Annotated in this window: 15 protein-coding genes; 11 read left to right on the forward strand and 4 right to left on the reverse strand. The window is 65.9% G+C overall.

Features of this window, described 5'->3' with window-relative positions; translation table 11 throughout:
* Position 1: 1 nt before the first annotated feature.
* Positions 2-964 (reverse strand): 4-(cytidine 5'-diphospho)-2-C-methyl-D-erythritol kinase, encoded by a 963-nt coding sequence (gene ispE / locus J8F10_RS30235; protein WP_210660238.1) that lies wholly within the window; start codon positions 962-964, stop codon positions 2-4.
* 394 nt (positions 965-1358) lie between these two features.
* Here ispE and J8F10_RS30240 point away from each other — a divergent pair, with 394 nt between their 5' ends.
* Together J8F10_RS30240 and J8F10_RS30245 are read left to right on the forward strand one after the other, a co-directional pair.
* Positions 1359-2240, forward strand: a complete 882-nt coding sequence (locus J8F10_RS30240) for a hypothetical protein (protein WP_210660239.1) — start codon at positions 1359-1361, stop codon at positions 2238-2240.
* Positions 2241-2528: 288 nt separating this feature from the next.
* The gene (locus J8F10_RS30245; protein WP_210660240.1) at positions 2529-5921 is read left to right on the forward strand and encodes a PVC-type heme-binding CxxCH protein; all 3393 of its coding nucleotides are present in this window, start codon (positions 2529-2531) and stop codon (positions 5919-5921) included.
* 37 nt (positions 5922-5958) lie between these two features.
* Here J8F10_RS30245 and J8F10_RS30250 read toward each other — a convergent pair whose 3' ends face one another.
* Complete coding sequence (locus tag J8F10_RS30250) at positions 5959-6999, reverse strand: bifunctional heptose 7-phosphate kinase/heptose 1-phosphate adenyltransferase (RefSeq protein WP_210660241.1); 1041 nt, start codon at positions 6997-6999, stop codon at positions 5959-5961.
* Positions 7000-7229: 230 nt separating this feature from the next.
* Between J8F10_RS30250 and J8F10_RS30255 the strand changes: the two genes are divergently transcribed.
* The 7 genes from J8F10_RS30255 to J8F10_RS30285 all read left to right on the forward strand — a co-directional run bounded on the left by J8F10_RS30255 (position 7230) and on the right by J8F10_RS30285 (position 15223).
* A complete protein-coding gene (locus J8F10_RS30255; RefSeq protein WP_210660242.1) occupies positions 7230-7577 on the forward strand; it encodes a hypothetical protein in 348 nt (115 codons plus the stop codon).
* A 122-nt stretch (positions 7578-7699) separates the two neighbouring features.
* Positions 7700-8386 carry a carbonic anhydrase gene (locus J8F10_RS30260; RefSeq protein WP_210660243.1) on the forward strand — a complete coding sequence of 229 codons (687 nt, stop codon included), beginning with the start codon at positions 7700-7702 and terminating at the stop codon, positions 8384-8386.
* 45 nt (positions 8387-8431) lie between these two features.
* The gene (locus J8F10_RS30265) at positions 8432-10120 is read left to right on the forward strand and encodes a SulP family inorganic anion transporter (RefSeq protein ID WP_210660244.1); all 1689 of its coding nucleotides are present in this window, start codon (positions 8432-8434) and stop codon (positions 10118-10120) included.
* 474 nt (positions 10121-10594) lie between these two features.
* Positions 10595-12361 carry a DNA repair helicase XPB gene (locus tag J8F10_RS30270; protein WP_246523662.1) on the forward strand — a complete coding sequence of 589 codons (1767 nt, stop codon included), beginning with the start codon at positions 10595-10597 and terminating at the stop codon, positions 12359-12361.
* Between the two features lie 5 nt (positions 12362-12366).
* Complete coding sequence (locus tag J8F10_RS30275; RefSeq protein ID WP_210660246.1) at positions 12367-12759, forward strand: hypothetical protein; 393 nt, start codon at positions 12367-12369, stop codon at positions 12757-12759.
* Positions 12756-12983: a hypothetical protein gene (locus J8F10_RS30280; protein WP_210660247.1), complete on the forward strand. Its 228-nt coding sequence runs from the start codon at positions 12756-12758 to the stop codon at positions 12981-12983. The genes J8F10_RS30275 and J8F10_RS30280 overlap by 4 nt, the downstream gene beginning before the upstream one ends.
* Positions 12984-13093: 110 nt before the next feature.
* Positions 13094-15223 carry a helicase-associated domain-containing protein gene (locus tag J8F10_RS30285; RefSeq protein ID WP_210660248.1) on the forward strand — a complete coding sequence of 710 codons (2130 nt, stop codon included), beginning with the start codon at positions 13094-13096 and terminating at the stop codon, positions 15221-15223.
* A gap of 120 nt (positions 15224-15343) precedes the next feature.
* On the opposite strand, the gene J8F10_RS30290 is transcribed toward J8F10_RS30285, so the two are convergent.
* Together J8F10_RS30290 and J8F10_RS30295 are read right to left on the reverse strand one after the other, a co-directional pair.
* Positions 15344-15880: a hypothetical protein gene (locus J8F10_RS30290; RefSeq protein WP_210660249.1), complete on the reverse strand. Its 537-nt coding sequence runs from the start codon at positions 15878-15880 to the stop codon at positions 15344-15346.
* Between the two features lie 119 nt (positions 15881-15999).
* Positions 16000-16476 carry a hypothetical protein gene (locus tag J8F10_RS30295; protein ID WP_210660250.1) on the reverse strand — a complete coding sequence of 159 codons (477 nt, stop codon included), beginning with the start codon at positions 16474-16476 and terminating at the stop codon, positions 16000-16002.
* A 663-nt stretch (positions 16477-17139) separates the two neighbouring features.
* Between J8F10_RS30295 and J8F10_RS30300 the strand changes: the two genes are divergently transcribed.
* Together J8F10_RS30300 and J8F10_RS30305 are read left to right on the forward strand one after the other, a co-directional pair.
* Positions 17140-18228, forward strand: coding sequence for an AI-2E family transporter (locus J8F10_RS30300; RefSeq protein WP_210660251.1), 1089 nt, complete (start codon positions 17140-17142; stop codon positions 18226-18228).
* A 233-nt stretch (positions 18229-18461) separates the two neighbouring features.
* Positions 18462-18890, forward strand: a complete 429-nt coding sequence (locus J8F10_RS30305) for a hypothetical protein (protein WP_210660252.1) — start codon at positions 18462-18464, stop codon at positions 18888-18890.
* Positions 18891-18987: the final 97 nt, after the last annotated feature.

Below are 18987 nucleotides of genomic sequence, written 5' to 3' on the forward strand. Positions count from 1 at the left end.
ATCAGGGGGTAAAACCGTGAACTACGAGTACGCGAGATTCGGGTTCGTCGGCCGGGCGCGAGTCCGTAAAGGCCGCGGCCACACTTTGAGCTTCACGCGCGTCGCGGCAGGGGGCGAAGACCGTTGATCCGCTCCCGGACATCATCGCCCCGGCCGCGTTCAATTGACTCAATCGCTTCCGAATGCGGTCCACAATCGGCTCGATCACGAAGGCCGGCTCTTCCAGTCGGTTGAACATCGCCCGGCCCAGCGCGACCGCGTCGCGGGCCCGGTACGCCGCTCGCACGCGGTCCCCGCTCACCGGCTCGTTCGGGACCGCCAGGCGCTTGTACACTTCCACCGTGCTGATCCCCACGGGCGGGAACACCAGCACGAAACACGGACCGCTATCCGTCCCACTTCCGAGCGCCGCCGACTCCGGCGTCGTCACGTCCCCGCGCCCGGTACACCAGGCGGCCGGGAGCGAGAGGAAGAACGCCACGTCCGAACCAATGAACGCGGCAATAGCGACAAGTTCTTCGCGTGTCAGCGCCAATTTCCAAATTTGATTCAAGCCCACGAGTGCGGCCGCCGCGTCGCTCGATCCGCCGCCCAAACCGGCCTGAGTGGGGATACGTTTCGTGAGGTGGATCGAGGCCCCGAGGTCGGGCCGGTTGGCGCGAGTTCGCAGAGCGGTCGCGGCCTTGTGAACGAGATTATCCGTGCCGGATGAGAGTGTCGCGGGTTCGCAGGTGAGAGCGATTGCGCCGTTCGGCGCGGCGCGCATCTCGAGCGTGTCGAACAGGCCGACCGCGACCATCAGTGATTCGAGGTCGTGGTACCCGTCCGGGCGCTTGCGGAGGATTTCGAGAAAGAGATTGAGCTTCGCGGGTGCCGCGATAACAACGGAGTCGCGCCCGGCGAAAAACGTCGGATGGACCGGTAGCGGGTCCGCGTGCGGATGCGAGGCGCTGGAGCGCGTCATGGTGTCGGGGCAACTCACCGGCAAGGGGAGCGGCCCATCCGTGGGTGCGAATCGAGTCCGTGCGGCCGGTGTGGAGCTGCCCGCGTGCGGTCCTGCGGGCACTCAGTGAACTGAGAGCGAACGTTAAACGAAGATTCCGGGTACGTCAAGAGGGGGATTTGGGCGAATTATCCGTTCACAGTACCCGATCAGGGGTTCGGGCGCGGTTTTTTGTCCCGGTTCCACCCGTGTCCGGAATCCGTTCTAGGCTGGTTGTTGCTCAGACCGCCGCATTCCGTCTCAGGAAGTTGCCGCTATGCTGCCGCAGCGTCCGTCCGGACCCGTCTCTCACGCTCCGAACCGCCCCAGCGGGTTCGCGCCGCCCGCTTCGTATGAAACGGTGAAGAAGCGGGTCATGTCGAAGCTCGAAGACCGGCTCGATATGAGCTCGTCCAAACGGATGCCCCAATCGCTTCTGCGCCAAAGCCTTAGACAGCACGCCGAACAGATTACCGATCAAGAGGCCCGCGGATTTGCCAAAGCGGACCGCGACCGCCTGATCGAAGAAGCCCTCGCCGAATTAATGGGGTTCGGGCCGCTCGAAGAGCTGTTCGCCGACCCGGGCGTGCGCGAGGTCATGGTGACCGGCCCCGGCACGGTGATCGCGCGCCGCGAGCACGGGCAGTGGCTCCCCACGAGCGTGAAGTTCCGCGACGAGGGGCACGTCCGCGCGACGCTCGACCGGATCGCGGCGCACGCCGAACCGGTCGGCCCGGTCATGACCAGCATTACGCTGTTCGACATGCGCCTGCCCAACGGGTTCCGCGCGATCGCGGTGATCCCGCCGGACGCGCTCGACCAGCCCGCGACGGCCTCGTTCCTGCGCGACTCCGCGCCCTCAATCCCGATGGCATCCAAGGACACGAGTGGCGCGTTCCCGGGTCTGCCGGCCACCGGCTCGACCTCGCACGGGACGCTGAAAACCATATCCGGCCCCACCCCCGGGTCGCGCTCCGGCAGCGGGATCACCGCGATACCGGCCCAGCGCGTGCCCAGTGAACCGCCCGCGTCGGGGATCAGTGACCCACTCGCGCGGCACCGCGTGCGGATTCTCGAGCGCCTGCTCTCCAAGTTCGCCGCGCTGAAGGTGTACGACGTGACGCGGCTCGAAGTGACCGAGTTGCGGAAGGTCATCAGCGCGTACATTCGCGAGTACGGCGAGACCGAGAAGGTCTACCTGAGCGAGACCGACCAGGGCCGGATCATGCTCGAAATCCTGACCTCATTGCAGCGGTAAAGACCAGCCTCTCCCCAATCCCTCCCCGAAAGCCGAAGACATGATGCCGTCTTCGGCTTTCGGTTTTGCTCGCCTTCCCTTCAGGGAGGGGGCTGGGGGGTAGGTTCTGCGGACAACCCCTCCCCAACCCCTCCCCTAAACGGAGAGGGGCTTAAAACCGCCTTTGGGTCTGCTCCCCCTTCCTTTTTAGGGAAGGGGGTTGGGGGGTTAGGTTCTTCTCTTTGCATCTCGCGCGGCGGCCGAATACCATCATCCTTCCGGCTCCCTTAAGTCAGAAGGACGACTCTCATGCCGCGTCTCTCCCCCGCGTTTGCCTTCACGTTACTCGTATCCCTCGGCGGCCTGTCCCCTCCCGCACACCTCTACGCTCAGAAAGAGTTCGGGTTCGATAACCAGAAGGGTTCGGGGCAGCCGTACCTCAAGCCGGACGAAACGGTCGCGAAGATCAAAGTGCCCGACGAGTTCGAGGTGAAGCTGTTCGCGGGCGAGCCGCAGGTGGTGAACCCGGTCGCGTTCACGGTGGACGAGAAGGGGCGGATCTGGGTCGTGGAGTGCTTCGAGTACCCGAAGCGCACGCCGAAGGGCAAAGCCCCGCGCGACCGCATCGTGATCCTCGAAGACACGGACGGCGACGGCGTGTGCGACAAGCGCACCGTGTTCGCCGAGGGCAAGGACTTCCCAGTTACAGAGGAACGAAAGAAGGCCGGGCTGGGCGCGTTCGACCTGTGTACCGGCATCGAGGTCGGACACGGCGGCGTGTTCGTCGGGGCCGCGCCGTACCTGTGGTTCATCGAGAACAAGGACGACAAGGCCGGGAAGTTCGACGTGCTCCTGAAGGGTTTCGGCAGCCAGGACACGCACGAAACGCTGAACACGTTCCAGTGGGGGCCGGACGGCTGGCTGTACGGGCTGCACGGCATCTTCACGAACTCCGCGGTGAAGCCGGGCGACCAGCTCGACGGCCCGGAGGCCCGCATTAACGGCGGCATCTGGCGCTACCACCCGAAGCTGAAGAAGTTCGAGATCTTCGCGGAGGGCACATCGAACCCCTGGGGCATGGACTGGCGCAACACGGACGGGCAGTTCATCCTCGCGTGCTGCGTGATCCCGCACCTGTACCACATCGTTCCCGGCGGCGTCTACAAGCGCCAAGCGGGAGCGAGCTTCAACCCGCACGTGTACGGCTACCTCAACGAGATCAGTGACCACACGTTCCACAAGGAATCGGGCTGGGCGCACGCGGGCCTCATCTCGCTCGACGTACCGCACATGCCGAAGCGGTTCCAGAACAGCGTGATCTTCGGCAGCATCCACGGGTGCAGCATCAAGCAGAACGTCCTGAAGCCCAACGGCAGCACGTACACCGCGAGCCGCGGGGACGACTTCCTGGTGAGCGGCGACAAGAACTTCCGGCCGATCAACATGAAGTGGGGGCCGAACGGCGACATCTACCTCATCGACTGGCACGACCAGAACCCGTGCCACCAAACGAACCCCGACGACTGGGACTACGAACGCGGCCGCGTCTACCGCATCCAACTGAAGGGCACGAAGACGAAGAAGGCGGAGGATCTGAGCAAGAAGACGGTGGTAGAGTTGGCTGCTCTCGCGTGTGATTCTAATCCTTACCTCTATCGTACTGCGCTGCGATTACTTCGTGAGTCGCAAGCAGACAAACAAGAGGTAATAAGATCGGAACACTACAGTGTTGAAAAAGCGGGCTCATCCTTACGCTTCATGTGGATGGTTCTCGCTGTTGAAGCATTTACCAAAGAAAGTGTCGAAGGATTTAAGACAGATGAGGAGCACTTGAAGCGAATCGCGGTTCGAGCCGAACACTTGGTTCGTGCCACCTGGGAGTCAGGTTTCGCGACCGACGACACCATTAAGGTATTCGCCCAATTGACCGAGTTCGTATCGCCAAATGTTCGTCGCGAACTTGCCTCGGCCGCGATTCGCCTATCCGAAAAGCACGACGTGACCCCACTCCTTCGCGCGCTGATGGCTCGCAAGGAGGACGCGAAAGACCCGGTCATTCCGCAATTGGTGTGGCTCGCATACGAGCGGGTCATCGCGAAGAAGGAGGGGGCCAGCACGCCCGCGGAGAAGGAACTGGTGTGGCTCGCGGAAGAGGCGCCGAAGAACGAGTTCGTGCGTGACCAGATCGTGCCGAAGGTGATGCGCCGGCTCGTCGCCACGGGGCAGCCGAGCGACCTGCGGTTGTGCGTCGAGTTCGTCACGAAGCTGAAGGACGCGGACGCCCGCGCCAAAGCGCTCGAAGGGCTGGCGCTCGCGCTCGATAAACAATCTGTGAACGCGCCCGAGGGGTGGGCTGCGCTGCAAGCGGAGATCGCGAAAGAAAACAACGCCAAGCACGTCGCGCTGGCGAACAAGCTCGCGGTGGTCTTCCGCGACCCGGCCGCGCTCAAGCGAGCGGTCGAGATCGTGGCGAATACCGGGCTCGCCGCCGACGTGCGGGCCGAAGCTGCGCGGCAACTCGGGTCGATCCGGGCGCCGGAAACCGTTGCGCTGTTGCTGAACCTCGTCCGCAAAGACACGTCCGACACGGTGCGCAGCGAAGCTGCTCGCGCGCTGGCCGGGTTCGATGTCCCGAAGCTCGGGGGCGATCTGCTCGCCGGCTGGAAGGATTACCCGAAGGCCGTGCGCCCGGACGTCATCAACACGCTCGCGACCCGCAAGGAGTGGGCACGCGCGCTGCTGGGCGCAATGGCCGACAAGAAGATCGATCGCGCGGAAGTGACCGATAACACCATTCTCCGCATTCAGGCGTTCAACGACAAAGACCTGAACGCGCTCATCGAAAAGGCGTGGGGCCGCACGCGGACGACGCCCGCCGACCTCGCGAAGCTCATCGACAAGACGCGCGAATCGCTGTACGAGGCCCCAGCGTCGTTCGATCGCGGGCGCAAGGTGTTCGAGAATACCTGCGGGAAGTGCCACAAGTTCGAGGGTAAAGGGGCCGAAGTCGGCCCGCCGCTCGATGGCGCCGGGCGCGACATCGAGTACATCCTCGGTAACGTGCTCGACCCGAACCGCGTGATCGGCGCGCCGTACTTCCTCCGCACGGCCCGGCTAACCGACGACACCGTGTTCTCGGGCCTCCTGGCCGAAGAAGACGACAAGACCATTACGCTGAAACTCGAAAACGCGGTGCTGAAGAAGATCAAGAAGGAGGATCTCGCCGAACCGGTCCGCGTGGCCGAGAAGTCGCTCATGCCCGAGGGCCTGGGCTACAACATGACGCCTCAAGACTTCCGCGACCTCGTGCGGTACCTGATGGCGAACCCGTTCGTCACCGACGTCACGGTGAACGGCACGAAGCACGCGGTCGGCGCGCCGGGCCGGGTGGTGCTCCCCGATACGAAGGGCGCGCCCGCGGTGGTCGAGGCCGAAGTGACCGCGTCGAGCGAACTGAAGACGCGGGTGCTGATCGGCTCGACGGCCGATTACGAAGTGCGGCTCGACGGGAAGGTAATCGGCACCGGTCGGGGGGCGGGTAAGGAGACGCGCCCGGACCGCGACGCCTTCGACGTGACGGTCCCCACGGGCAAGCACACGCTCGCGGTGGTGGTGAAGGGCGGGGGACCGAACGCGGTCTACGCGCGCTTCCTCGACCCCGACCGCAAGTTGAAGTACCTGGACGCGGGCGAGAGGAAGTAACCCGCCCGCATTGAGCCGGCCGGTGTGAACCGGCCGGCTACTTGTTCACTTCGTTCCACCTCTTGCGCACGAGATCCGGAGGGGCGGTGCCGGTCACGCCGATCTGCTGAATGGTGATCGATGCCACCAGGTTCCCGAACGCCGCGGCCTGTGCGTGCGTCAACCCACTGACCATCGCCGACGCGATTCCCGCGGAGCAACTGTCCCCGGCCCCGCAGATGTCGATTGGACCGGACACGGGGTAAGTGGGCACCACGGTCGCCCCACTGCCTTCGGTGGTTCCCTCTCTTTTCCACGGCGTCGGCAAGAAGATGTCTTTCTCACCACGAGTGAGAAACACGTGGCGCCCGGTGGCGTGCGCCAGCGCGAGCGCCTTGTCTTGCGCCTCGCGTTCCTCATCCCACGGGCACCAATCGACCGCCTCGCAGATTTCCCGCTCGTTCGGCTTGGCGCACACGTTGCGGAACAGCCCGATCTGCTCGCGGCTGTCGGCCAGCACGAACTTCGCGGGATCGCGTTCGGCGAGTTGCGCCAAATGGTCGCGCACTTTTCGTGTAACGACCCCGCAGTCTTCTTCGCTCACCTGATCGAGCACGAGCAGTGCGTCCAACCGGGGCCACGCCTCGTCCAGTAGCGCGATGACGCGGTCCTGAATGTCTTCCGGCGTCGGCGTGCGGTTCTTGATGTCGAGCCGGTTGAGTTCCTCCTTGCCCAACATCGGCTTCGTGTACGTCGGCGTGCGCCGCGTCGCGGACAGGAAGATCCCGCCCTGTTCGACCGCGGGCATTTTGCCCAGTGCTTGGCGGAGTTCGTACCCCTCGCCGTCGTCGCCGATGCACGCGATGGGGTAAATGTGCCCCACCCCGAGGGCCGCGAGGTTGTTGATGACCGTGCCCGCGGCGCCCGGATAGCTCCGCACGCCAACGACCTGGTACGCGGTTAATCCCGTTTCCACCGATGGTTCGTTGAGTGCGGGGTCGATATCCAGGTACCGATCGAGGAACAGGTCGCCCAGCACACCGACGGTGCGCCCGGGGATCGTGGTCAAAATGTGGTCAACGAGTTGAGCAGTGAGCATGAGTGCGCTCGACTTCGTGGCGGGTTCGGAGGCGTACCAGAACGATTTCTTGTTGCTTTTTCAACGTATCGCCAGTATTCCGCGCCGAACACTAAATCTGTGCCGTTTGTTCACGAAGAAGGACAGGCGGCATTCGTTGTGCTGCGACTTCGACCGATTGCGCTTGTCCGCAGCGGTTCTACCGACCTAAAATTGTCGTGTTGTTTCTTGGTTCCGGTTTGAAAGGGCTCATGCTCCGACTCGGTGCGATCTTCCGAACCTTCATGCTTCTTGCGTGCCTGGTGCCGTTCACCAGTTCGCAACAAGCCGCGGGGGCGCTCGCACCGATTTTGCCCATTGTGCCCGCGGGCGACGACGCTCCCGTTGTCCCGGTGAGGGAAGAAGACGACGAACGAGAGACCGACGGTAAGGAGCGCGTCTCGTCCCAGTCCCGGCACCACCCGCCGCTCCGAGAACTGATCGCCCGCCTCGCCCCGGCACACACTTCCAACCGTCCCCATAGTGCGCGCGTCTGCGCCGTCCCGCCCGTCCCCGAAGACCCGTTCCGTAACGGTCTCGGCACCCCCTATCGCTGTTAACCCCCGTCCGTCTACCGGTGCGTTTTCGCGCCCCTAATCAACGACCGGTTTTTACGGCCGCGGTGCGCTGTCGCGCTCGCGCCCGTCCCCACACCAGTTCACCGATTCGGGAGACGGTACTCTTGGAAAAGCTCATCAGCGGTATTCACAAGTTCCAGTCCGACGTGTTCGCGCCCAATTGCGCGTTCTTCCGCAAGCTCGCGGACGGGCAGTCCCCGCAAGCCCTGTTCATCACCTGCTCCGATTCGCGGATGGTGCCGGACATGATTTGCCAGACCGACCCCGGCGAACTGTTCGTGCTCCGCAACGCGGGCAACATCGTCCCGCCGTACTCGCCCGGCTCGCCCAGCGGCGAGGCCGCGACGATCGAGTACGCGCTCCGGGGCCTGAACATCCGGCACATCATCGTCTGCGGGCACACGCGGTGCGGCGCGATGCAGGCCGTGCTCCAGCCGGAATGCACGGCGAACATGCCCCGCGTGAAGCAGTGGCTCGACCACGCCCAGGCGAGCGCGGAAATCGTCTGCACCTGCTACTCGCACCTGACGGGCGAGGCGCGGGCGAAGGTGCTCGTTCAGGAGAACGTGTTAACGCAACTGGAGCACCTGCGGACGCACCCCGCCGTTGCCACCGCCCTCGCCTCGGGCGAACTGAAGTTGCACGCCTGGGTGTACAAGATGGAGACCGGTGAAGTGTTCGCTTACGACCCGGAGAGCGGACAGTTCGCGAACCTCGGAGCGGAGGCGATCCCGGCGCACCCGCTGATCCGGCGCGGGCCGATGAATTCGGCCGTCCACGCGGGCGTGTGACCCGTTCGGTCCGCACCTCCTCTTCGCTCCGGGGGCTCCGATTTCATGGTCAGGGAAGAACCTAAACTGCCGACCGAACCGGGCCGCACGAGCGGCTCGGTCGTGGCCGATTTCCTCGCGTCGCTCGTCGTGTTCATGGTGGCGCTGCCGCTGTGTATCGGGATCGCGCAGGCGTGCGGGCTGCCCCCGGAAGCGGGGATCATTACCGGGGTGGTCGGCGGCCTGATCGTCGGGTTCCTGGCCGGGAGCCCGCTCCAGGTCTCCGGGCCGGCGGCCGGGCTGATCGTCCTCGTCATCCAGTTTTTGGACGACGCGAAGGCACACGTCCCGGACACGAGCCCCGTTGTTCTCCTGGGGCTGGCGATCGTCATCGCCGGGGCGATTCAGATCACCGCGGGCGCGTTCCGCGTCGGCCAGTGGTTCCGCGCGGTCTCGCCGGCGGTGGTCGAGGGGATGCTCGCCGGGATCGGTATCACCATCATCGCGAAGCAGTTCCACGAGATGGTGGACGACACCGCGCCCAAGAAGGTGCTGGACGGCCTGCTCACGATCCCGCAAGCGGTCTGGAAGGCGTTCGACCCGCCCACCGGCGCGAGCGCGAACCACACCGAGGCCGCGGTCATCGGGCTGCTCGCGGTCCTCGTTCTCGCGCTCTGGAAGCCGGTCGCGCCGAAGCGCCTGAAGATCGTACCCGCCGCGGTCGTCGCGGTGCTGGCCGCGGTTCTGGTGAACGAGTTCGGGCGCCCGGTCTTCGAGGGGCTGGGGGTACAAATCGGCCCGGCGGTGGACAGTCACGGCGGGATCGGCGTCGAGCGGGTGCAGATCTCGGCGAGCCTCGCGGACTCGATCAAGCCGCTCGGGTGGCCCGGCTGGGAGATTCTCACGCTGGCCCTGGTGTGGAAGGCCGCGCTCACGTTCGCGCTCATCGCGAGCGCGGAAACGCTCTTGTGTGCGGTGGCGGTGGACACCAAGCACAACGGCCCGCGCACGAACTTCGACCGCGAACTGATGGCACAGGGCGTCGGCAACACGATCTGCGGGTTCGTCGGGGCGCTGCCCATGACGGGCGTGATCGTGCGCAGCGCCGCGAACGTGGAGGCCGGGGCGAAATCGCGCCTCTCGGCGATCCTTCACGGCCTCTGGTTGCTCCTGTTCGTTTCGCTCCTACCGGGGCTGCTCTCGCGCATCCCGGCCGCGGCGCTCGCGGCGATCCTGGTCTACACCGGGTGGAAACTCCTCAATTTGCCGGGCCTGTGGGCGCTGTGGAAGGAGAGCAAGAGCGAGGCGCTGATCTTCGTGGTGACCGCCGGGACCATCGTCGGGGCCGATTTGCTCGCCGGTGTGGTTCTGGGCGTGGTTCTGTCCGCGCTCAAGCTCCTCGTCCGGTTCTCGCACCTCAAAGTGATCCGCGTGGACGAAGCCGAGCACAAGCTCGTTCACTTGTACCTGGAAGGGGCGGCCACGTTCCTCCGCTTACCCGTGCTGGCCGAGGCATTTGAAGGCGTCCCAAAGGGGCTGAAACTGCACGTCCACCTCGACCGGCTCCAGTTCGTCGACCACGCGATCTTGCACCTGATCCTGACGTTCCAGAAACAGTACGAGGCGACCGGGGGCCAGATGCTCATCGACTGGGACTGGCTCCACGCGCGGTTCCACGACACCCGTCCCGACAGCCACAGTGACGGGGCGCCCAAGAAAGAGACGGTTCGCGAGAAGGCCGGGGCCGCGTTGTAGTGCGTTTGGGAGTGTGGAGTGTAGTCCGCTCGCTCCGCGAGCGGTTGACTCCCAGATGTTCGTGTCAGTCCACACGCTCTTGGAACCGAACTTCAGGTGCCTCTCCCGCACCGTGGCCGGGCTCCTATGTGAAATTGCTGCCGAAAGTTTGGCCACGAAAGCAAAAGCCGAACGCGCGCGATTGATACCCCAATGTATTGGCGATCGAACCCCGCTCGCGGAGCGAGCGGACGACACTACAAGGCACCCTTACTTCGTGACTGTTGCTTGAGTCGTAAGTTGAAATAGAATTGCATGTTACAGTAAATTCGAGGCTGCCGACTGCGTACCGCAGCGTGGGGCCATCACGCGCCCTCTTTCCACACGTCCGCCGCGACCACAGAATTCTTCGCCTTGTCGTTGCGTCGCGCGCGCCGTTAGTATGGGATGTTCGCTCCTGACGGAGTTCAGGGGCACCAAAACCCGACGGTGATCATGCCGCCGAAGATCGTGAAGGCACCGGCGCCCGCAGCGCCCGGCGCGCCCGCTGCATTGACCTTCGACCCGACGAACCCGTTCATCGTCCAGTCGGATCGGTCCGTCCTGGTGGAAGTGGACAACCCGAAATACACGGAGGCGCGCGACGCGATCGCGCCCTTCGCCGAGCTGGAAAAGAGCCCGGAACACATCCACACGTACCGCATCTCGAACCTCTCGCTCTGGAACGCCGCCGCCGCGGGGTTCAGCGCGCAAGAAGTGGTCGCGGTGCTCCAAAAGTACACCAAGTTCCCCATCCCGCAGAACATCCCGACCGACATCGCGGAGACGGTCGCGCGGTACGGGCGCGTGAAGCTCGAGCGCATCGACGCCGACACGCTGAAACTGGTGTGCTCCGACAAGCCGCTGCTCGCGGAGCTGGCGCGCAACAAGAAAGTGAAGGAATATCTCGGCGAAAAGCTCGACGACACGAGCTTCGTGGTGACCCCGGCGTACCGCGGGGTGCTGAAACAGGCGCTCATTACGGTCGGGTACCCGGCCGAAGACATCGCGGGCTACACCGAGGGCGCGATGCTGCCGATCGCGCTCCGCGAGACGGCCGCGAGCGGGGCACCGTTCCACGTCCGCGACTACCAGCGCGAGGCCGCGGACGTGTTCCACGCGGGCGGCGACGTGCGCGGGGGCAGCGGCGTGATCGTGCTGCCGTGCGGCGCCGGGAAGACGGTCGTCGGCATCGTGGCCATGTCGCTGCTCCAAAAGAACACACTCGTGCTGACCACGAGCATCACCGCGGTCAAGCAGTGGCGCCGGGAGATCATCGACAAGTCGACGCTCACCGCGGACGAGGTGAAAGAGTACACCGGCGAGATGAAGGAGATCGGCCCGGTGACGGTCGCGACCTACCAGATCCTGACGTACCGGCCCGACAAGACCGAGGACTTCCCGCACTTCGGGCTGTTCGAGCAGCGCGACTGGGGCCTCATCGTGTACGACGAGGTCCACCTGCTCCCGGCCCCGGTGTTCCGCGTCACGGCGCAGATCCAAGCGCGCCGGCGGCTCGGGCTGACGGCCACGCTCATCCGCGAGGACGGGCGCGAGGGCGACGTGTTCTCACTGATCGGCCCGAAGAAGTACGATGTGCCGTGGCGCGAACTGGAAACGAAGGGGTGGATCGCGAGCGCGAGTTGTTCGGAGGTCCGCGTCGCGCTCCCGACCGATGCGACCCGGATGGAGTACGCGGTCGCCGACCACCGGGCGAAGTACCGCATCGCGAGCGAGAACGTGGCGAAGGACGAGGTCGTTGCGGAACTGCTCGCGCGCTACCACGACCAGCGCGTGATCGTGATCGGGCAGTACCTCTCGCAGTTGCACCGGCTCGCGGACCGGTTCGAGTTGCCGCTCATTACCGGGAGCACCGGGAACGCGGAGCGCGAAGATTTGTACGGCAAGTTCCGCCGGGGCGAGGTCCGGCACCTGGTGCTCTCGAAGGTCGGCAACTTCGCGATCGATTTGCCGGACGCTAACGTGCTGATACAGGTGAGCGGCACGTTCGGCTCGCGCCAGGAGGAGGCCCAGCGCCTCGGGCGCATCCTGCGCCCCAAGAGTAGCGGCGACGGGGACGCGCACTTCTTCACGCTGGTGACGCGCGACACCCGCGAACTCGACTTCGCCCACCACCGCCAGATGTTCCTGACGGAGCAGGGGTACAGTTACGAGATCCTCGACGAGCGCGACGTGCTCCCGTCGAAGTCCGCCGCGGGGTGAGCGCGGTGGGCGTCTCCATCTATTACGAGGCCCGTCGCGATCACCCTCTATCCACCGCGGAGCGTCAGGCGATTGCGGACATTGATCGGCGCCACGCACTTGCGAGTGGTGCGAACGAAACCGGCGAATGGGTCAACGCGCCGTATTGGGAAAGCTTTTGCATCTACGAGCCGAACGAGGACACGGAGCCGGGTGTGATCTTTGAAGGCGCGACTAAACTACCACTGACTACCGAAGATGAGTTTTGGGAAGCGATTCAGCACTGGTGCCGCGTACTCACACTGATCCGGCGAGTGCTAGCCGGCGCGACATGGTCCGTTGACATAGACCACCGCCCCGTCGTTTGGAACGGCGAGCGTAACGAATACGATCCGAGTATTGACGCGGATAACGCATGACGAACCCCACCGCTCGATTGGCCGCGAAGTTGCACCGTCGCGTGTGCCTCGTTCTCACGGAGGACGCGGTGCTCGCGGAAGAGTTGCTCGCGCGGAAGAAGCTCGCGTCGGAAGTCGCCGGGCGGCTATCCGAGAAGGTGCTGCTCATTCGCCCCGGGCGCCTCGACTCGGTCCTCGACGAGCTGCGCAAGATGGGCCACACGCCGCAGGTAGTAGGAAGATAGTGTGGTCCGCTCGCTCCGCGAGCGGGGCTACCTCACTCACGGGCTTCGAGAACACTCATGCCGCGTTAATGTGTGGCGACGCAACCCGCTCGCGGAGCGAGCGGACCACATTGAAGAGTGCTGCTCTGCTCACAGAACACTACAACACCTCGATGTCCGCGATTCCCGAAACCGACTGGTCCCTTCGTTACCGCGACGCCCTCGGGCGCTACGCCGAGCCGCTCCTGCGTGCGGTCGCGGACAAGCTCGTGCGCCCGCGCGCGAAGCAACCGGCCGACGAGCTGCTCGACAAGGCCGTCGCGACCATTATCAACGCGCCGGTCATCGACCGCCGCATTAAGGACCAGCCCCCCGCCGCGCGGAAGCTGCTCGCGTTCATGGGGCTGAGCCGCCAGCCGCGCTGGAAGGTCGGGCACCTGCTCACGCTGCTCGCCGCGCTCGACCACAACGACGGCTTCGGCCCGGTTCAAACGCTCCTCGAGGCCGGGCTGCTCTTTCCCGAACTCGACGCCCAGGGCCCGCCGATCGACGACTTCGCCGCGTGGTTCGGCGCGGCCGGCACGCACAACGCGGTCGTGGTCGCGCTGCCGGGGGTCGCGGCCCGCGCGCGGAGCGAGGACCTGGAGCTGCCGAACCTGGCGAGCCCCGACCACGAGGCCGGGGCCGCGCGCCAGGCCGACGGACTCGAGTGGCCGCTGCGCCTCGCGGTCGCGTGGCAGCAGGTCCACGCGGACGCGGTGCGGCTCACGCAGGGGAACACGCTCTTCAAGCGCGACCTGCTCCGGCTGCAATCGGACGCGGTTCTGGCCGCGCCGCCCGTGGACCAGCTCGTCACCATCGCCGACGCCGGGGTGTTTTCGCTCCTGTGGGCGCGGGCCGTGGGGCTGCTCGGCGAGCGCGACGGCGCGCTCGAGGCCGGCACGTTCCCGCCCGCGTGGGACGGCCCGCTGTTCGCGCTCCTCGCGGACCTGTTCGCGGCGCTGCCGCTCGTGGAGGCGTGGGACCCGCTCGCGGGTTATTCGCCCACCGAGGCCGGGCTGTCGCCCACGCCCACCGCGGGGCTGCTCGCGCTCCTGTTCGCGCGCGACTTCGTGTACCCCGATACGGTCGCGGAGTGGCTGTGGTCGCACCACCCCTCCTGGGCCGGGGCGCTGCCCCCGGAGTCCGCGAAGGATCGAGGCGCGAGTTGGGTCCGCGGGTTCCTGCTCGGTGTCGCGTACCCGCTGGGCGTGGTCGAGGTGTCCGGGGACTTCGTGCGCCTGTCCGCGTTCGGCCGGTTCGTGCTGTTCGGCGAGAAGGAGCCGCCCGCGCCGCCCGCGTTCCCCCAAACGCTCCTGGTTCAGCCGAACGCCGAGGTGCTCGCGTACCGCCAGGGGCTGACGCCCGCGCTGATCGCGGCGCTGTCGCGGTTCGCGGGGTGGAAGGGGATCGGCCCCGCGTGTACGCTCGAACTCACGCCGGAACAAACGTACCGCGGGCTGGAGTCCGGGCTCACGCTGCCGATGATCGTGCAGACGCTCAACCGGCACGGCACGCGCCCGGTCCCCGCCGGCGTCGCCGACCTGCTCCAGCGGTGGGCCAGCAAGCGCGAGCGCATCACGATCTTCTCGTCCGCGGTGCTGGTCGAGTTCCAAACGCCGGCCGAACTGGACGCGGCCGTGGCGCGCGGGATCATCGCGCTGCGCCTCACGGACCGCATCGGCATGACCGCGGACGGCGGCGAGCCGTCGCTCTCGAACCTCCGGCTCATCGGGAACCGCGACTACGAATCGAAGCCGCAGCGGTGCCTCACGACCGCGGACGACGGCGTGACGCTCACGGTGGACACGCCCCAAGCCGACTTGCTTTTGGAAGCGGAAATCGGGCAGTTCGCGGAACCGCTGCCCATCGAGCCGAACGGCACGCGCCGGTTCCGGCTCACGCCCACGTCGCTCCGGCGCGCGGTCGAAAACGGCCGGCCGCTCGCGGACCTCGATGCGTGGTTCGTCGAGCGCAGCGGCGCGCCGCTCTCGGCCGCGGGGCGGTTACTGTTGCTCGGTTCGCAGTTGCCCGCGCCGCAAGCGCTACGGCTGTTGGTGGTGAAGCTGCCGACGGCCGAGGTCGCCGACGGCGTGATGCAGTGGCCCGGAACGCGGTCGCTCGTCGCCGAGCGCCTCGGGCCGCTCGCGGTGAGCGTGGATGAGGAACAACTCGCGGCGTTCCGCGACGCACTCAAAGAGCTGGGCGTGAACGTGGTGTAGACGAAGGCGCCCGCACTATTGCGGTGCGAGACCGCTCAAGGCGAACGGCCGGTGTGAGCCGGCCGGTGGCACCAGCCGGCCGGCTCACACCGGCCGTTCGCCTGAGAAGGGCCGGTCACCTCAGTGACTCGTGAGTTCGCCCGTGGACGACACGGGCTGCGATTGGGGCTCGCCGGTCCAAACCCGGGCCAGTTCGCGGTACTCGGCTTCGAGGCGGGCGAGGACGGTTTCGCACTGGGTCGGGTCGTTCAGCAACAGGCGCTCGACGCGGTTGATGGTGTGGCGCGCGTAGAGCAGGCGCGAGTCGCGCACGCTCGGGTACATGGTCTCGAGCGTCAGTCGCGATCCGGGGTGCTCCCGGAACAGGTCGCGCATGATGACGGCCGTGGTCGCGAGGTCCGCGTCGCGGGTGGCGAGCCGGGCGGCGAACTGGTCGGCCAGCACGCGGCGCCGGGCGGACCCTTCGCCTTTGGACTCGATCTCGTCCCGTTCGTCGGCGACCTGCCGCTGTTCCGCCTCGACCGCCGCGAAGTTCCACACGTCCAGCCCCATGCGCCGGGACCACTTCGGGGCGACCATGTGGGCGCCGACCATGCTGATGCTCAGTCCGACCAGAACGGCCGCGGATGCGGCACCGGGGCGACGAATCGTAGCCATATCGGGAACCTCGTGGATGCGTCAGGGCACGGTACGGGCGCCGGGGGGAACGCCCCGGCGAGCGCCGGGGGCGTTGGAGAGATCCCGCCCGGTGAAGCGGGCGAAGTCTGGGGGCGCGGTCAGTGGGTGCCGCTGGGAGCGATCATCTGGTTCAGTTCGGCGTCGAGCCGCTGGGCGAGTGCGCTGCGGGCGCGGGCGGGGGCGCGGAGGAGGGCGAAGGAGATCACGTTGCGGGCCATTTTTTCTTGGTCCGTGGCCCCGGGGTAGAACGCGCGGATCGTGGTCAGGTACTCCGCGCGGGCGGCGTTCAGTTCGGTGAACTTCGTGGTCACTTCGGCCAGGGGCGCGCGGCCGGCGAGGAGCTCGTCGACGAGCGCTTCCTTCACCGCGATCCGGCGCAGGACCGCGCCCCCTTCGGTGTCCAGTTGGCTGCTCACGTCCGTCGATTCGCGAAGGGATTCTTGGAGTTCGGCAACGTTCCACACGTCCGCGCCGACGGATTCGGCCAGCGTCGGGTGCCCCGCGAGGCCCGTGAAGGCCGCGAGTACGAGAGCGGTTGCCAGGAGGCGCGGGCGGGCGGTCAGGGTCGCGAACAAGGAATCGTCTCCGTCGGAACAGGTGGTGGAGCCCCCGGACCCGGCTACCGTCCGCGGTAGCGAGTGGCTGAACGTCGGCCGACAAAACCTCCGGTGGAAGCCGTCAGGAACGGCTCCAGCGTGCGGTGTCGGAGGGGGGCACAAGCGGACCACGAGTGACCTAGCGGGGCGATCCGCGGGGTCGGGCTCGGGGTCTGCGGGCGGGCCGCGCGGGTACGTGCTTTCGCACGGCAACCGGCGACGGGCAGAGCCCGCTTCTGGCGAGGACCGTTCGGCTCATTCCGGGTCGGTGTTCCAGGCCGACTCGGATCGCGAACGGTAGGGGTGGGGAGTTCCGCTCTTCGTTCTTCCAGGTAGTTCCGGCTACGTGGAGGAATCTAACACAGTTTCCTTATGCAACACCCGAGCCGGGCGCCGTGTTTCGTAAGTCATTATCGTAAGCCATTGTTAAGGAAGGACTTATGGATTGAGTTTTTCTCGTGTGGTTTCTCGGGGTGCTCGTTTTTGCCCGTATCTTGGGCGAAACCTGCTCTGATTCGGCACACTTAACGAAGTAAGAATATTGTGGGCAAATGGATTCGCGGGTGGCGCGAGTGGTTCGCGCCGGCAGAGTCGGATAAGATGGCGGACCGGTTCGCAAGAACACGCGCACGTGAGAGCCCGATGCCCGCACCCGATCCCCGGTCCGACGACCGGCCCGCGCCCCCCGTTCTGGCGAAGTGGCGCGACCCGGACGTCATGTACACGGTCGCGGCGCTCCTCGTCGGCGCGGCGGCCGGCTGGTACCTGATGCTGCAGCTCGCGTCGGTGCTGCGCCCGCTCCTGATCGCGGTGCTCCTCGCTTACGTCCTGATGCCGTACCACTCGCGGTTGCGGAAGCACGTCGGCACGCCCGCGTCGATCGGCGTCCTCGCCGGGAGCACGGCCGGCGTCCTGGTGGGGCTGGCGTTCATCACGTCGGCCAGCGTGCTCGCGCTCCGCGACGACGTGCCCCAACTCGAGCAGCGCGCCGACGCGCTACTGACGAGCCTGGAACAGACGGTTGGTTCGTATGCCCCCTGGATCGCGCCCGTTGAAACCGGTCAGCCGATGCGGACCCAGGTCACCGAGCAGATCACGTTCGTCGTCCGGCTGGGCCTCAACGTGGCCGCGACCGCGATGCTCGAGGCGTGCGTGATCGCCCTTTACTTGCTGTTCCTGTTGCTCGAGGGCACGCGGTTCCCGGACCGCGTGCGCCGGGCGTACCCCGCGGACCGGGCCGAGCAGATCCTGCAAGTGGCCGGGCAGGTGAACGCGGCCGTTATCAGCTACCTGAAGGCGAAGGTGAAGTCGAGCCTGTTCCTCGCGGTGCCGGTCGGCGTCGTGTTGGGGCTGGTGGGCGTGAAGTTCGCGCTCCTGTGGGCGGTGCTCACGTTCCTCTGCAACTTCATTCCGTACATCGGGACGATGGTGGCGTATGTGCTGCCGGTGGGGTTCACGTTCCTGTGGTTCGGCCCGGCGTGGCAGCCGTTCGCGGCGGCCGGATTGTTGTTCGTGTGCCACGGGGGATCGGCGTCGGTCCTCGAGCCGATGATTATCGGCAACGCGGTCGGCGTCAGCCCGCTCGTCATCCTCGGCTCGCTCGCGTTCTGGGGCCTGCTGTGGGGCGTCCCGGGAATGTTCCTCGCGGTCCCGCTCACCGCGGTGATGATTCTCGTGATGGAGCACTTCGACCAAACCCGCGCGCTCGCGAAGCTCCTCAAGGGCGGGTGATTTCCAAAAGGGCTTCGCCCTGTTGGAGTGGGGCGTTCGGGTTTTGATTTCGTGGCACAGGCCTCTGGCCTGTGGAAGCATTACACAGGCCAGAGGCCTGTGCCACGAGGAAAGCGCAATCGCTCAGTACAGCAAAGGGCTTGTGAATGTGGTGTCGCTACGGTGAGCGGTCGCGGTTCGCTTTCGACATCGGGCCACCCGATAAAGAGCAGCCGACCACGGGAACGCGGCGCGTGGACGTGTTCGCCGCGGACCGGTGGCTGACGTGCGACGACAACACAGTTTACGTTCCGCAATTCGTTGGTTCCCTCGAAGCGAGTATCGGTTGGTTGCTTGCGGACCCCGCAATTTACAACCGCGCGAGACCCTATCCAGAGCTATCCGTTGAGGACAATTTTCGCCGACTGCTGGCTAACACGGCTGCCGAGGAAAACGACGAGTACCTGTCTTACCGAATGATGGATTGGGGACCGATATCCGACAATCTTGACAATTGCCTGTTCCGCGAAGGAGACACGGCGCACTTCGCGTTCTCGTTTTGGCGCGATCGCCACCACGACCCTTCCGAACGGGGAAGAGTATTTGTGACGGAGTTGCCGCTACGGGAACTCCTGTTAACCCTTCATCACGCTGCGTGGGATCTCGCCTGGGGGCGCTCGTAACGATCAGCGTGCTGAGGTAATACCAGCGAACCCTTCTTCCACCTGCCGTGTCTGCACCAGCGCTCACAACTCAACGGAGGGCGCGGCGGTGCGAACA

The organism is Gemmata palustris, from assembly GCF_017939745.1.
Lineage (GTDB): Bacteria > Planctomycetota > Planctomycetia > Gemmatales > Gemmataceae > Gemmata > Gemmata palustris.